Here is a 15,452-nt window from a genome sequence, read left to right on the forward strand (position 1 = left end):
ACTTTTATACTTTTATTTGATGCTATCTTCGACATTAGATCTTTTTGATCATCAATAAGGACAATTGCCTCAAATTTTTCATTTTCTGTAAAAGTTACTTTTTCTCTTTGAAACTCTTCATTGTATACAAATATAGTCTCTTTATCGCTATCAGTAATATTTATCGCAGTACTCACTTTATTTTTTTCATTAAATAGAGTAATATCATCACTTATATCTCTTAAACTAGAGATAGATTTAGATATAGTACTTTTCCCTGTCCCATTTCTTCCAAATATAATCATACTTCTGAGTATTTCAGTATCCGGATTACTTTCTTTCTTCAACCAATTTAGTTCTATTGTCCTATAAGGTAGGTACTCTTTTTCAATAATTATCTTTGTAAATTGTTGCATATGTTACTCCTTGTCAAACAAATTTCTCAGTTTTTCAAACGATATTAGAGTCGGATCATTTTTCCCTATTGTGTCAAAATAGGGTACCCTACCCATCCCTTCAAATATTTTTTTCTTAATTTATTCACCTCGTAAACTATAAAATAAAGAGAAATTTTTTACTCATTAAAAACCATAACCTAAATTTTCAAAAAAAATAAACTGCTATGTATAGTATAGCATAGTATATCAGTTCCTAATAAATTCTTTCCGAAAAATTTATAATTTTCCCGAAAGAAATAAAACAAATGTCAGCATTACTTGTCTTACACCTGTAATATTCATTTGATATAATAGAAATGGAGGTAATCAAATGAAAAGATTTATCACATTACTTTTAGTTTCTCTATCTACAATTCTATTAATTGCCTGATCTAACCAATCAAGCAATTCTTTAGATGGAGAATACTACTGGATAAACGAGAGTAGAAATGAAGTTGCCTTTACCATTTCAGGTAACAAAGGAAATATCAATAAAGGGGAGGCTGATGCCTTTACAATTGATAAAGATAGTTCAACAATCGAACTGACTGGTTCTAATATCATAAACCGAAAAGAGAATTATACCTTCAAGAATGGCGTATTCACTGTAGATATTTCAGGAACGAAGCAGGACTATTACAAAAAGGATAGTGAAGCATATAAAGAAGCAGTGAAGAAATACGGCAACAAGTAAAACTCTCAAACTATTCGTTGTTCTTTATACAATAAAAACGCTTTGATTGAAGCGTTTTTTGTTATCTCTCTAGAAATAAGATTAAAGTTTGAACTTTATTTATTTTTTAGTGCTTTTCAGGCTATATTTTGATCATTTGAGGGAATCAACATTGTTTTTGAAAATTCATCTGATAAGATAGGAGTATGAAAAATTTAAAAGAAGATAACATTCAAAAATCCTTATGGCACATCAAACGACATTGCGAGAATATAGAGAAAAATACTGATGTTCTTAGAAGAAAAATCGAACTCCTCCATCTGGAGGAAAGTGTCGAGATACTAAAGAGAGTTTTTAACTATGAAAAACCCTATCCGAATTTGGATAGGGAGGAAGTGTTTTGAAATAGTTACAATCTATCCTACTATAAATACAAGCTCACCTACTTGATTCCAAATCATTACTTTTGCAAATTTCAATAATCACCATATTTTATTAATACTTCAATTTGAACTATTTACAATATTTTTTGATATAATATTTAAGAGACGGAGGAATCAATGCCTAACTTACAAAATAATAAAAGAGAATATATTGAGGAATGGAATTTTAAAGAATTCAGTATGAGTGAATATATCCACACCATACACTCATATCCTGCTATGATGATGCCAAGAATTGCAAGAAACTTTATTCACCAATATGCTTCTAAAAACTCGGTTATCCTTGACCCGTATATGGGATCCGGTACAACACTTCTTGAAGGTATGGTTGAAAACGTAAAAAAGGTTATTGGGTTTGATTTAAATCCTTTGGCTGTTCTGATTGCAACAGTAAAAACAACTAAATTTGATCTTGACGAAATAAAAAAAGAAATAGATAATTTAGACTACAATTTATCAAAATTGGTTGATTACAATCGTCCAACATTTAGTATTCTAGAATCATGGTTCAAAGAAGATACAATAGAAGATCTATCGAAATTGAAAACAATTATAAATAGTATAGATAACGATCAAACAAGATTATTCTTCATGCTTGTCTTTTCGAAAACAGTACGCTTTGTATCTCTCACCCGTAATGGAGAATTTAAGCTCTATAAAATAGCAGAGTCTAAACGAGGCTCTCATAATCCGGATACAATAAATATTTTCTTTCAAAAATTAATTCTTACTTATGAAACTATAAAAGATTTTTATGAAAATACAAATTTCTTAGAATCAAATACAGAAATACAAATTACGAATGATGCATTGATAAATTCCAACATTGAACCAAATTCAATTGATTTAGTGGTTACTTCGCCACCTTATGGAGATAGCGGGACGACTGTAGCATACGGTCAATTTTCTAGACTTGCTAATGAATGGTTAGACTTCCCCGACCCAATTAAATTGGATAGTAAATTAATGGGTGGTACCAGGATAAAGGATGAGATAAAATTCGATATTCCAGAATTAGACAACGCAGTTACTAAAATTAAAGAAATCGAAGCTGAAGAAAAAACCAAACGTGCTCCATCTGTAATTTCTTTTTACAAGGATTATGAAGAATCAATAAAAAAAGTTTCAGAAGTAGTTAAACCAAATGGAACTGTTATTTATGTAGTTGGAAATAGACGAGTAAGAAATGTTGAACTCCCAACTGATATAATCACTGCAAAAATGTTTGAAAGACTGGGTTTTACACATGAGAAAACAATTGTTAGAGATATTATTAACAAACGTATGCCCAGCAAGACATCTCCTTCTAATAATCGAGGACAAAAAACTTCAACTATGACTTATGAATATATCGTGGTACTACATAAAAAATAAAAGAGGATTTTAAATCCTCTTTTATATTTCAATTACGTTAGCATATTTAATTAAGTCTGAATCTAAAATCCGAAATCCAGTTCCATGGTCATGAGTTTTGCCATAGTTTCTACCCGTTTTGTAGACTCCAATACGAATATCTATTTTCATATCTCCATTTTCAATAGCAAGGATCAGATTATCAATATTAAAACCTGTAATTAGATGGATACGGTTGTACTTATAATAAACTTTGTCATTTTCTTCTTTTCTGTTTCCAGAAACAAGTGCTATTTTTTTTAATTTTCTTTCTAACTGTCTTTGGATGTCTTCAAAACTCCAAAAAATGTGATTATCAATTAATTCACCTAACTTATTATAAACACATATATATACCCTTTGATTTAATCTATCTACTTGTATCATAAAGTCAAAATCATAAACCCGACTATTTGTTCTTTGTGTAGCCGAAACTGTTTGATGCAGTGTCCTGAGCCCAAACTCATTTAACATCCCAAAGTTTTCACGCAAATAAGTATTTGCACCTCTTGGATTGGTTGGACTTTTAGTAAAAAGAGTTACCAAAGAAGCTGCATTTTCATCATGAGTTTTTATTTCAATATCATAGAAATCCGGCTCATCTAAATTGTCCTCTTCTTTTTCTAATAAATCTTCAAAAGTTTTACCTATCCCAGTATTCCCTTTTCTACGGCTCTCATGCCAACCTGCTTCCTTAATTTCCGAAAAAACCTCTAAAAGATGTTGTGTAGTGTCAAAATCATACATTGTAGTTATTCCCTTTCATATTTAAAATCAAATTATCAATAAATTCTTTAATTTCCACCTCTGAATATTGTTGAAATGCAGTCAATTGACTCAAAGTTTCTAAAGAAGGTAAAAAAACATTAAAATCAACATTCCAAACTCTAGACAGTATGTACAATTGTTCAAAAGTATAATGTCTATTTACTGAAGGGGCATTCATCTTTCGAACATGACCTTCATCTAAATTTAGAATAGCTGATAACTCTTTTAAAGAACAACTTTGGTTATTCCTCTCAAAATCAACTAACATATCAATAATTTCATGAAAATTAAAGCTCTTTAAAAGAATATCATTCATAGTCCTTGCACTCCCCATACTTTAAAAGATCCGTAAAATGTATTCTAAAAGCTGTCCCATAATCATGAACTTGTCCCTTTTTAGTACCACTATTATAATACCCCATTCGAGGCTCTACAATTATTGAGCCTTCTTCAAGTCCCTTCAAAAATTTATCCAAATTCAAACCTGTAAAAATTTGCATTTTTTTATATCGATAAAAAATTTCAGAGTTGGATTTTCCATCTATGGTAGTTATTATTTTTCGGGAATCAGCACTAAAAATAGCAATTTTTTTTAATTTTTTCTCTAGTAGAGTAGTAAAATCTGAGAATTCCCAATAATATTCTTTACTAATTAACTTCCCATTATCATATACTAATAAATATAGCCGTTTCTCACCGCGATTAACTTCTAACTTGAATTGATGCGAGTATTTCCCATCAGTTGCTGTAAGTTTTTTGGATGATAGAGAAGTGAAAAATGTTTTAACTTCTGGAAATGTCTTAGAGGCTATCCCATATTTATCCCTTATTTCTAAATTCACACCCCTTTTTTTACCATCCATGATTGGAGCCTTCGTGAACAAGGTTATACGTGTTTTGCCTAAATGTGTTTTAATTTCGTATTCCCCAAAATCAGCTTTAGCACAATTATCTTCTTTTTTATCAAGTAAATCTTCAAAAGTTTTACCTACTCCGGTTGGTCCAGAACGACTTGAAAGATTCCAATCTTTAGACTTTATTTGATGAAATTTATCTTCAAGTTCTTTTAATGTAAATTTATTCGTCATCGCTTTACCTTCTTAATCAATTTATATTCTTAGTATAGCAAAAATAAAAAAGGTGAAGGTTCTCTGTTTGAGAACTTATCCCCTTTTTTTGATAAAGTCAGCAAGTAATGGATTGTTTTCTAATAATAAATATGATTGCAGAGCTACAAAGTCTGGAATATTTTTTCTTAATTCTTCCAATGTAATTGGTTCTATTTCTTTAAAACCTATTATATCGACTCCAAACCTATAACTATCTGGATTATTTTCTATTTGAGCCAGCATGTTAGGATTATTTTTATAAATGACTTTTAATTCACTCAAAGTATGTTTTTCACCAAAGTAGATAATTCCTTTTATAGCTTTTACAGGTTTTGTTACATACATATATGCAAATCTATTCTCTTTAGGAAATACTCGCCGAAACTCAATATTTTTTTCTCCTCTCTTTATTCTATCATAAACACTTGGCCAAAAACTCATAACTGATGACATAATTCATCTCCTTATTCTCATTAAATTAATTATATCATTTTTTGAGGTAATATTTTTTCTAAAATTATTTATTGATTATTCTCATATTAATAGTAATTGTAATTCTGCTTTCTTTCTCGCCTCTCTTTCTGAAAACTTAGAGCTATCCCATACGTAGGCTAGGGCTTTACCTTTATTGTAAACAAGCCACACTCTAAAATGTTTTATTTTTCTGATTTCATTCCAACTACTTTGATCAAGTAGCTCCGGAAATTCTTGACTGGTTACAAAATTTACTTGCTTCATTTTCTTTTTAATTCTATACAGAAGAGATGGTTGATACTGATTAAACTCTGCAATCAAAGTTTCCTTTATTTGATGAAAATAGTTACAAAGAGATCCATTCTGACCTTCTACGTATTCTGCTACTACTTTCTTAATAGCTGACTCAGTACTCACTTGATAAACTCTCAATAAGTCGATTAGTCGGAAATATAGAGCTTGACTTGAAACTTCCAAATCCTCTTTAATCTTTTGAAATGAATGGCATGAATAATAAATCTTAGACAGGAGGACAATATCAGGCATGAGAATAATAGCAGAAAAAATGTTAGCTTCTCGCTCCACGATAGACTCTTGATTGTCAGTTGATTCGGTGAAATATGATCCGTCATGCCTTAAAATAAAATGTCCAAGTTCATGACATAATGTAAAGTGACGCTTAGTTAGAGGATTATCTTTCTCATAGGAAAAGCTCGTGCCTAGCTCATCAATAACAGTCAATCCTTCAATCTTATGGTTTGAAAAGTGATGACTGATTACTTGGATATTATTTTTATTAATACAATGATCAAAATAATAGTGAAAGTGGTAGTGCAGTATTGAAATTTCTTCCTCTTTCATAAAAGAGTACAGGGCTTGTTTTGTGATTTCACTTACTTTTGAATACAATTTATCCAACAAATACTTACAACACTAATCAAAGATGAAATCCATCACTTTAAAGAGGATATTGGATCAGAAAGTCCATTCTTGAATAAAAAGCAGACTTGCAATTATTTAGGAATATCTAATAATACCTTAGATGTTTGGATCGCAATGGGGCTACCCTATATTCGAATTGGAAAGTCTATTCGTTTCAACAAGGAAAGTATAAATCAATGGATGACACGGTTAGAAATCAGCGCATAAGGAGATAAAAATGGGTATTTCTAAAACAAAAAATGGATCATATAGACTTAGGGTGTATATACCTGATGAAGTCCAGGGAAAACTTGGTTTAGGAAGGCGATATGAGAAACGGTTTAAAACCCGTAGAGAAGCTAAAGAAGCTGAAGTAAAGTTGACTGTTGATATTGAGAATGCTCGATTGGGTAGAGTACCTTTTAATTCAAAGAATAAAGGTAATATTTTATTCAAAGACTTTTATAAAGATATTTGGCTCGAACCATACAAAGCAGGTCAAACTACTACTACACTAAAACCTCCTACTAAAGCAACCGTATTTCAAACAGAAAATATATTTAGGCTTCATATCATTCCAATTTTAGGTAATTACTCAATAGAACATTTGATTAATAATAAACAACTTGTACTATCACTACTTACTCCAAAGGCAAATAGTTATGCTAATTTCAAGGTAATTAGGAGCTATGTAAATTCTGTTTTCGATTGGGCTGAGGAGCTTGAATATATTCCATCAAATAAACTCCGAAAAACAATTAGTAGAATTAAAGCAAATAAAAAAATTCTCCTTAAAGAGAGTAAACGTGAAGAAGATCTTTCTCTCGATAAAGAGGAGCTAAAATTATGGTTACAAGCTTTTGACACTGATTTAAAGGAAGGAATCATTGACCTAAAAGACTACACTCTCTTTTATACTACCTTCTTCATATCTGACCGAAAATCAGAAAGTTATGCTTTGCAATGGAAACACATCAACTTTTCAACCGAAGAAATACTTATAGAGCAAGCTTTAGACCGTTTTGGTAATGTAAAATCAACTAAAGGAAACAAAAAAACTCTTTTTAAAGCACCAACTGAATTAATGGAACTTCTAGCAAATTGGAAAGTTAAACAACAAGAAGAACTCAAACTTTTCGGACTGAGACAAACACAAAAACAATTTGTTTTTACATATATCGACACCCAAGGAAACATCAACAAGCCTTTACACGCTGACTATCTAAACAATAAAATGAAAAGCATTAGAAAGCGACATAAAGAGCTGGCACATGCTACACCTCATAAGCTGCGACATACAGGAGCAACACTTGCTAAACAAGCAGGAATGAGCTTAGAAGCTATTTCTGAAGCACTAACGCACAGCGATACAGGTACAACTCAGATTTATGTCAATACTTCTAATGTAGTTCCTATGGCAGTTGGTGAATTTGCTTTAAAGTCTCTAAAACAATAAGGTGAAAATAAGGTAAACTTTGAGGTGAACTTTTTCAAAAAACATAAAAAAAGCACCCATGAGGTAAACTCTTGAGTGCTTGTAAACGTTGATATAATCGTGTTGATTAACGTTTTGAGAATTGTGATGCTTTACGAGCTTTCTTAAGACCTGGTTTCTTACGTTCAACTTTACGTGAGTCACGTGTAAGAAGTCCTGCGCGTTTCAATGAATCGCGGAAGTCTGGGTCTACTTGAAGAAGGGCACGAGCGATACCGTGACGGATAGCTCCTGCTTGACCAGCGTATCCACCACCAACAACGTTAACGAAAACGTCGTATGAACCTACAGTTGAAGTAACTGCGAATGGTTGGTTGATAACAAGACGAAGGTCAGCGTGTGGGATGTACTCTTCAACATCTTTTTTGTTAACAGTGATTTTACCAGTTCCTGGAACAAGGCGAACGCGTGCAACAGCGTTTTTACGACGTCCAGTACCTGCATATTGTGCTTGTGACATACTTTATTGTTCCTTTCCTTAGATAAGTCCTGAAATGTCAAGAACTTCTGGTTGTTGTGCAGCGTGAGTGTGCTCAGCTCCAACGAATACTTTCAATTTCATACCTTGAGCGCGGCCAAGAGTATTGTGTGGAAGCATACCTTTAACTGATTTCTCGATCAAACGTACTGCATTTTTAGAACGAAGTTCACCAGCAGAGATTTGTTTCAATCCACCTGGGTGGTTTGAGTGAGTGTAGTAGATCTTATCAGTTGCTTTTTTACCAGTCAATTTAACTTTTTCAGCATTGATAACGATTACGAAGTCACCTGTATCAGTGTGTGGTGTGAATGTTGGTTTGTTTTTTCCGCGAAGTACGCTAGCAACAACTGCTGAAAGGCGTCCAAGAGGTACATCAGTTGCGTCAACAACGTACCATTTGCGTTCTACTTGGCCTGGTTTAGCCATGAATGTAGTTTTGTTCATGATTTCTCCTATATGAATATCGTTTTTGTTTACAGGGCGGATGTTCCGGTCCGCGGGGTATTTGAAAGGTTCCGGGGCCTTACAAATGGGGTAAACAATACCGTCTACTATCATACCAAATTTTACTACTAAAAGTCAATAGATATGAAAAATATTTTTACTGATTTCGCTGTTTAACATCTAGAAAAACCTCGCTTTTGCGAGGCTCTCCTATTTGTAAGCTAAGGCACGTTTAAAGGTTTTCCAGATTCCCAAATCATCCGTTTGAAGGACTAGACTAGCATACATGCGTCCGATAAAGGCTGTTGCAGTGACTGCAAAAGCAACCGTTATGGCTAGAGAAATCCAAGCTTCCAGACCACTTGCATACCCATTTATAGCTCTAAATGGCATAAAGAAGGTCGAGATGAAAGGAATATAGGAACCAATTTTCAGAACTAAATTGTCCCCAGCAGCACCTAGAGAGGTCACACCGACAAATCCTGCTATAATCAAGATCATCAATGGCGACAAGGCCTTTCCTGAATCCTCAGGGCGAGAAACCATGGATCCTAGGAAGGCTGCCAAAACAACGTACATAAAGAGACTAACCAAGACAAACAATAAGGTATTGAGCGAGAAGGCCTCTCCCAAGTGGTTTAAAATACCAGATTGTGCCAAGATAGGGATATCTTTAAAGAGCAGAATGGCAGCCAGTCCACCCACGACGTAAATCCCAATATGGGTCAAAATCACAAGAAGCAGAGCCAGCATGCGAGCGTAGAAATAATGACTAGCTCGGATACTAGAGAAGACCACCTCCATGATTTTGGTTCCTTTCTCGCTAGCCACTTCTTGAGCAGTGACGCTAGCATAAGTAATCAAAATCATATAAAGGAAGAAACCGAGCCCTGCGGCCGCAATGGTTTGAACAATTTTTTTATTTTCCTTAGATTCATCAATCTTCTCAGTGAAGTCAACGGTTTGGCTCAAGCGTTTTTCCTGTTCTTGAGACAAATTGGCTGCCGAACGATTGAGTTGGTATTGCAGTTCGTTTAGCTTATTGGTTACAGCTAGCTTGATGCCACTTTCAAGAGAGGTTTCACCATGATAGACAACCTTGATGACGCTGTCCTCTTGGTCGACGGTTAGGTAACCCTTGATTTTCTCATCCTTGATAGCAGCCTGGGCACTGGCTTCATCCTTATAATCAAAGTTGATACCATTGGTCCCCTTGAGTTCTTCTGCCACAGATGGCACTGTTGTTACTACTGCTATCTTGCTGTTCTTGGCCATAGAAGATCCTTGGAGGTAGCCAATTCCTACAGATAAGGCTAAAAAGAGGAACGGCGAAATCACCATAAAGAAGAAACTCCACGATTTGACATGTCGAAGATAGGTTTCCTTCATTACAACCCACATATTTCTCATACTTCCACCCCTGATTCTAGTTTAAAGATTTCATCGATTGTTGGAGCTTGTTGGTCAAAGGTCGCGATGTATTGACCTTGAGTGAGGATTGGGAAGAGTTCCCTTCCAGCGTTCTCATCATCTAGGATTAATTTCCAACTACCTTGCTTGGTCAAGCTCACCTGTTTGACATGAGGAAGGTTTTCCAGTTCTTCCTTGCTTCGTTCACTTGAAACAAAGAGACGTGTTTTCCCGTATTGATTGCGAACCTCTTGGACTGGTCCATGTAAGACCACACGCCCATCACGAATCATCAGAATATCATCGCAAAGTTCCTCGACGTTGGTCATAACATGGTCAGAAAAGATAATGATTGCACCGCGCTCTTTCTCTTTCAAGATGACCTGCTTGAGCAACTCAGTATTGACTGGATCCAGACCACTAAAAGGTTCATCCAAGATAATCAAGTCTGGCTCATGGATCAGAGTGATAATGAGCTGAATTTTCTGCTGATTCCCTTTGGAGAGGCTCTTGATTTTATCAGTCAGCTTTCCTTTCACTTCCAGTTTCTCCATCCATTGAGGGAGTTTTTCCTTGACCTCCTTAGCATCCATGCCCTTTAGAGTCGCCAAGTAGCGAACTTGCTCAAGGACTGTCAATTTAGGCATAAGGCTGCGTTCCTCAGGCAGATAGCCAATCCGAGCGTAGGTCTCCTGACGAATCTCCTGCCCATCCAGAATGATCTCTCCTTGATACTCTAAAAATTTCAACATACTGTGGAAAATCGTTGTTTTCCCAGCACCATTTTTCCCGACCAGTCCCAAAATCCGTCCTGGACTTGCCTGAAAATCGACACCAAACAAGACTTGCTTGGAACCGAAACTTTTCTCTAGATTTCTTACTTCTAGCATTTTCCACCTCCGAAATATGTTGCACTTATTATACTCCTTTTTGATAGCCTTTACAAGGATTTATGTACATTTTTATCTTGTTTATCCTTCCTTAAAAACTAAACTCTCCAAGGTCTTTAAGCACCCATGTGATAGAGCAATTATAACCCAATAAAGTATAGCTGAGATCTTTTACTCCCCAATTGTTCATTTTTGATCCTGAACTGTCTTCTTGAAACTAAAAATCCACCCCGAAGGATGGATTGATGACTTAACGCACTTCTGCATGGACTTTTTCTTCGAGAGAAGTTTGGATTTTTTCCATATAGCGTGCGACTTCTTCGTCTGTCAAGCTATCTTCTGGATTTTGGAAGGTTAGGCTATAGGCCATTGACTTCATGCCAAGTCCTAGTTTTTCACCTGAGAAGACGTCAAAGAGTTTGATATCTGTCAAACGTTTCACGCCTGCAGCTTGGATAGCATCTACAACTTCTTGGTGAGTGACTTCTGCCTTGAGGAGTAGAGCCACGTCACGACTAACTGCCGGGAATTTGGTAATTTCCACAAATGGAGTAGCTGGTTGAAGGGCAACTTCGATGGCTGAAAGGTTGAGCTCCGCTACATACGTTTCTGGAATATCATAAGCCTTCGCAGTGACTGGATGCACTTGGCCAAGGAAACCAAGAACTTGGTCACCGAGTGAAATCACAGCTGTACGGCCTGGGTGAAGACTAGCAATTTCATCTGTTGCTGTATAAGTCACTTCAAGCCCCAAGCGAGCAAAAAGCGCTTCAAGGATTCCCTTAGCATAGAAGAAATCAACTGGAACTGCTGCTGTTTGGAAATCTTTTTCAGCCACCAAGCCTGTCAAGGCAAAGGCAAAGCTGTTGATTTCATTTGGAAGTTCTTCTTTTGGATTACCTATTTGTTCAAAGACTTTTCCAATCTCGTAAAGGGCCAAGTTTTTATTCTTACGAGCCACATTATAAGCCACCGTATCAAGGATACCTGAAATCATATTTTGACGGAGAACTGAACGGTCCACAGTCATTGGCCACATGAGTTCTGTAAGGTTACTTGGTTGAGCTGTGAACTCAACTGCTTTTTCAGGAGTTGTTAGAGCGTAGGTAATGATTTCTGTCAAACCTGCCCCTTCAGCAATCGTACGAACTTGACGGCGAAGTTTTTGTGTCGCAGTCAATTCACCAGCTGTACCATCGTCTTTTGGAAGACTAGTTGGCAAGCGGTCATATCCATAGATACGAGCGATTTCTTCAAAGAGGTCAGCTTCGATGGTGATATCCCAACGACGACGTGGTACGCTGACTGTAAATGATTCTGCATTGCCAGAAAGGCCAAAGCCAAGACGACGGAAGACATCTTCGACATCAGTGTATGAAAGCTCCGTACCAAGGACACGGTTAACATCAGCAAGAGTCGAAGAAACTTCTACATCAGAAGTGTCAAGCTCACCCGCTGAAACGATGCCCTTACGCACCGTCGCACCTGCAAGATCAACAATCATGCTAGCTGCCGCATCAAGGGCTTCATTGACTGTTGCGACATTGATACCTTTTTCAAAACGAGAAGATGACTCAGAACGAAGGTTGAGGCGACCGCTAGTCTTGCGAATCGATTTGCCATTGAAAACAGCCGCTTCAAGGACAACACGACTAGATTTTTCAGAGATTTCTGTAGCCTGCCCGCCCATGACACCTGCAAGAGCTACTGGCTTGTCTGCGACAGTGATGACTATGTCATTTGTTTCCAAGTCACGTTCTTCACCGTCCAAGGTCACCAATTTTTCACCAGCACGCGCTTCACGCACACGGATGTCAGTCCCTTCAAAGGTATCCAAGTCAAAGGCATGCATTGGTTGACCAAAGTAGAGCAGGATGTAGTTGGTTACGTCTACGACATTGTTAATCGGACGGATGCCTTCGTTCATAAGGAGGTTTTGCAACCATTGTGGACTTGGTGCGATGGTCACATTGTCCAAGATACGAACCGCATAATAAGGTGCCTTGTCTGTCTCAATGCTTACAGAAAGGGCATCTGCTGCAGTTTCATTGGTTTCTGTTAAGGTAAATTCTTTGAAGTTGACTGCCTTGTCATAGATAGCTGCTACTTCGTGCGCTACTCCACGCATAGATAGAGCGTCTGCACGGTTTGGTGTGATAGAAAGTTCGATGATTTCATCATCCAAGTCTAGGTATGAGAAGACTTCCTCACCTGGAACGGCATTTTCTGGCAAGATTTGAATTCCGTCTGCGAATTCCTTTGGTACAACAGAGTCAGAAATTCCCAATTCACCAAGGGAACAGATCATTCCAAGTGACTCCAAGCCACGGATTTTCCCTTTTTTAATCTTGTAATTGTCAGCAATACGAGCTCCTGGAAGAGCCACCATGACCTTGATGCCTGCACGCACATTTGGTGCTCCACAGACGATTTGACGAGCCTCTTCTTCGCCCATATTAACCTGACAAACATGAAGGTGCGTTTCTGTCACATCTTCGCAAGACAAGACCTCACCGACGACAATTTTTGAGAGACCGGCAGCTGGTGATTCGACACCCTCTACCTCAATCCCTGTAGTTGACATTTTTTCAGCCAACTCTTGTGATGGCACATCAATGTCCACCAATTCTTTTAACCATTTATAAGATACAAGCATAATTTAGTTCTCCAGAATGACAGTTGCCACTCTAGTTCTTTTCCTTTCCTATCATTTCAATAGAAGAATCCTCTTCTTACCTTAATTTCTTTTTCAGTAACCAATCTGTATCTACTTTTTGACCAACCATAAAACTATGTTGGCTAAATTTTTCAAAACCATATCGGTTATAAAACGCTTGAGCTTTTGTATTATGCTCCCAAACACCTAACCAAGCCCAGGAAAAACTATTTTTGGTAGCAAGTTCAAGAGCGAATTCAAACAGTTGCTTACCTAGTCCAAATCCTTGGAATTTTTGTAGCACATAGAGGCGTTGAATTTCAAAAGCGTTCTCTAATTCTCTCTCAGTTTGAGCATTTCCCCAGTTGACTTTGAGAAAACCAGCTATCTCCTCTTCATGCATAATGAAATAGGTTTCGGAATCTGGATTTTCCAACTCAGTTGACAAAACTCTCAGACTATAAGTCTCTTCAAAGTATTCCTGTAACTGCTCTTCCGTATTATCATGAGCAAATGTTTCACGAAAGGTTTGTTTGGCAATTTTGGGCAACACCCCAATATCTGCCTTTTCTACTTTTCTAATCATTATTTAAACTGTTCTGAGAAGCGGACATCCCCTTGGTAGAAGCCACGAATATCGTTGATACCATAACGGAGCATAGCTACACGCTCTTGTCCAAGACCAAAGGCAAAACCAGAGTATACTGTCGCATCGATACCACTCATCTCAAGGACACGTGGGTGAACCATACCGGCACCCATGATTTCGATCCAACCAGTTTTCTTACATACGTTACAGCCATCTCCACCACACTTGAAGCAGGAAACATCCACCTCAACAGATGGCTCTGTGAATGGGAAGTAAGATGGGCGCAGACGGATCTGACGCTCTTCACCAAACATTTTTTGAACAATCAATTGAAGCGTTCCTTGAAGGTCAGCCATAGAGATATTTTTCCCAACAACCAAGCCTTCGATTTGGTGGAACTGGTGACTGTGGGTCGCATCGTCCGTGTCACGACGGAAAACGCGTCCTGGTGAGATCATCTTCAAAGGCCCCTTCGAAAAATCATGAGCATCCATAGCACGCGCTTGAACTGGAGACGTGTGAGTACGAAGCAAGATTTCTTCAGTGATATAGAAAGTATCCTGCATATCACGGGCTGGGTGGTCTTTTGGAAGGTTCATCCGCTCAAAGTTGTAGTAGTCTTTTTCAACTTCAAAGCCATCCACGACTTGGTAACCCATCCCGATGAAAATGTCTTCGATTTCCTCACTGGTTTGTGTCAAAACGTGACGGTGACCAGTCGCAACTGGACGACCTGGAAGTGTCACATCGATGCTCTCGCTAGCAAGTTGAGCCGCGACTTTCTTTTCTTCCAAAAGCTTAGCTGTTTCTTCAAAGGCTGCAGTCAAGATATCACGAGCTTCATTGACATGTTTCCCAATGATTGGACGCATCTCAGCAGAGACATCTTTCATCCCTTTAAGGATTTCAGTCAGTGAACCTTTTTTCCCAAGGACAGAGACACGTAATTCTTGCATCTCTTTTTCATTTTCAGCAGTAATCTGCTTCAAGCTAGCCAGCGTTTCTTCACGAAGCGCTTTTAATTGTTCTTCAATAGTTGACATAATTCCTCCATCAGTCGCTCGTAGATAAAAAGAAAACCACATGTCAAAAACTCCACTCGGAGCGTTGACACGCGGTACCATCCGTTTTCATCTGACAAGTCAGACCTTCATTTCTAAATCCATGCGCAAGTGAATTCGCCCAGCTTTCATATAGAGAGCTTGCAGTCACGGCTCTCCTCCCTGATATACTTCCCTTGAGTTACTAGTCTTGCGGATTCCTATTCAATTACTACATAGTTTATCAGATT

At 37.1% G+C, this 15,452-nt stretch carries 16 protein-coding genes and 1 pseudogene; 4 read left to right on the top strand and 13 right to left on the bottom strand.

The features are described 5' to 3' along the window. Positions 1-395: AAA family ATPase (locus tag D8803_RS00005; protein WP_131199899.1), on the bottom strand; the 395-nt coding region annotated here is incomplete at its 3' end. 352 nt (positions 396-747) lie between these two features. On the opposite strand from D8803_RS00005, the pseudogene D8803_RS09765 reads away from it, so the two are divergent. After that, positions 748-1,110, top strand: a pseudogene (locus D8803_RS09765) (hypothetical protein). A 539-nt stretch (positions 1,111-1,649) separates the two neighbouring features. Further along, entirely contained in the window at positions 1,650-2,906 is a 1,257-nt protein-coding gene (locus tag D8803_RS00020; protein ID WP_125426269.1) for a DNA methyltransferase, read from the top strand. Between the two features lie 21 nt (positions 2,907-2,927). On the opposite strand, the gene D8803_RS00025 is transcribed toward D8803_RS00020, so the two are convergent. The 5 genes from D8803_RS00025 to D8803_RS00045 all read right to left on the bottom strand — a co-directional run bounded on the left by D8803_RS00025 (position 2,928) and on the right by D8803_RS00045 (position 6,193). Next, positions 2,928-3,671, bottom strand: coding sequence for an MvaI/BcnI family restriction endonuclease (locus tag D8803_RS00025; protein ID WP_125833946.1), 744 nt, complete (start codon positions 3,669-3,671; stop codon positions 2,928-2,930). Beyond that, positions 3,664-4,008, bottom strand: a complete 345-nt coding sequence (locus D8803_RS00030; protein WP_125426278.1) for a hypothetical protein — start codon at positions 4,006-4,008, stop codon at positions 3,664-3,666. Before D8803_RS00030 ends, D8803_RS00025 begins: the two co-directional genes overlap by 8 nt. Continuing rightward, a complete protein-coding gene (locus tag D8803_RS00035; RefSeq protein WP_125426275.1) occupies positions 4,001-4,780 on the bottom strand; it encodes an MvaI/BcnI family restriction endonuclease in 780 nt (259 codons plus the stop codon). The genes D8803_RS00030 and D8803_RS00035 overlap by 8 nt, the downstream gene beginning before the upstream one ends. A gap of 75 nt (positions 4,781-4,855) precedes the next feature. Then, positions 4,856-5,254 (bottom strand): hypothetical protein, encoded by a 399-nt coding sequence (locus tag D8803_RS00040; RefSeq protein WP_125426272.1) that lies wholly within the window; start codon positions 5,252-5,254, stop codon positions 4,856-4,858. A gap of 81 nt (positions 5,255-5,335) precedes the next feature. Then, positions 5,336-6,193, bottom strand: coding sequence for an ImmA/IrrE family metallo-endopeptidase (locus D8803_RS00045; RefSeq protein WP_125425142.1), 858 nt, complete (start codon positions 6,191-6,193; stop codon positions 5,336-5,338). Here D8803_RS00045 and D8803_RS00050 point away from each other — a divergent pair. Together D8803_RS00050 and xerC are read left to right on the top strand one after the other, a co-directional pair. Beyond that, positions 6,188-6,424 carry a helix-turn-helix domain-containing protein gene (locus D8803_RS00050; RefSeq protein ID WP_398574989.1) on the top strand — a complete coding sequence of 79 codons (237 nt, stop codon included), beginning with the start codon at positions 6,188-6,190 and terminating at the stop codon, positions 6,422-6,424. The two genes, D8803_RS00045 and D8803_RS00050, sit on opposite strands and share 6 nt — an antisense overlap. A gap of 10 nt (positions 6,425-6,434) precedes the next feature. After that, positions 6,435-7,652, top strand: a complete 1,218-nt coding sequence (gene xerC, locus D8803_RS09675; protein WP_185755568.1) for a tyrosine recombinase XerC — start codon at positions 6,435-6,437, stop codon at positions 7,650-7,652. A gap of 106 nt (positions 7,653-7,758) precedes the next feature. Here the strand turns inward: xerC and rpsI are convergent, their stop codons facing one another. The 7 genes from rpsI to pheS form a co-directional block, all read right to left on the bottom strand. Next, positions 7,759-8,151 carry a 30S ribosomal protein S9 gene (gene rpsI / locus D8803_RS00065; protein WP_000075969.1) on the bottom strand — a complete coding sequence of 131 codons (393 nt, stop codon included), beginning with the start codon at positions 8,149-8,151 and terminating at the stop codon, positions 7,759-7,761. 18 nt (positions 8,152-8,169) lie between these two features. Beyond that, positions 8,170-8,616: a 50S ribosomal protein L13 gene (rplM, locus tag D8803_RS00070; protein ID WP_001044624.1), complete on the bottom strand. Its 447-nt coding sequence runs from the start codon at positions 8,614-8,616 to the stop codon at positions 8,170-8,172. A gap of 210 nt (positions 8,617-8,826) precedes the next feature. Next, positions 8,827-10,026, bottom strand: a complete 1,200-nt coding sequence (locus D8803_RS00075) for an ABC transporter permease (protein WP_125425140.1) — start codon at positions 10,024-10,026, stop codon at positions 8,827-8,829. After that, positions 10,023-10,916 carry an ABC transporter ATP-binding protein gene (locus tag D8803_RS00080; protein ID WP_125425139.1) on the bottom strand — a complete coding sequence of 298 codons (894 nt, stop codon included), beginning with the start codon at positions 10,914-10,916 and terminating at the stop codon, positions 10,023-10,025. The genes D8803_RS00075 and D8803_RS00080 overlap by 4 nt, the downstream gene beginning before the upstream one ends. Positions 10,917-11,166: 250 nt before the next feature. Then, positions 11,167-13,572: a phenylalanine--tRNA ligase subunit beta gene (pheT, locus tag D8803_RS00085; RefSeq protein ID WP_125425138.1), complete on the bottom strand. Its 2,406-nt coding sequence runs from the start codon at positions 13,570-13,572 to the stop codon at positions 11,167-11,169. Between the two features lie 76 nt (positions 13,573-13,648). Continuing rightward, a complete protein-coding gene (locus D8803_RS00090) occupies positions 13,649-14,158 on the bottom strand; it encodes a GNAT family N-acetyltransferase (protein WP_125425137.1) in 510 nt (169 codons plus the stop codon). Further along, positions 14,158-15,204 carry a phenylalanine--tRNA ligase subunit alpha gene (gene pheS / locus D8803_RS00095; protein WP_131199900.1) on the bottom strand — a complete coding sequence of 349 codons (1,047 nt, stop codon included), beginning with the start codon at positions 15,202-15,204 and terminating at the stop codon, positions 14,158-14,160. Before pheS ends, D8803_RS00090 begins: the two co-directional genes overlap by 1 nt. Positions 15,205-15,452: the final 248 nt, after the last annotated feature.

This window comes from Streptococcus oralis (genome assembly GCF_003943385.1).
In the GTDB taxonomy this organism is placed as follows: Bacteria; Bacillota; Bacilli; order Lactobacillales; family Streptococcaceae; genus Streptococcus; species Streptococcus oralis_CA.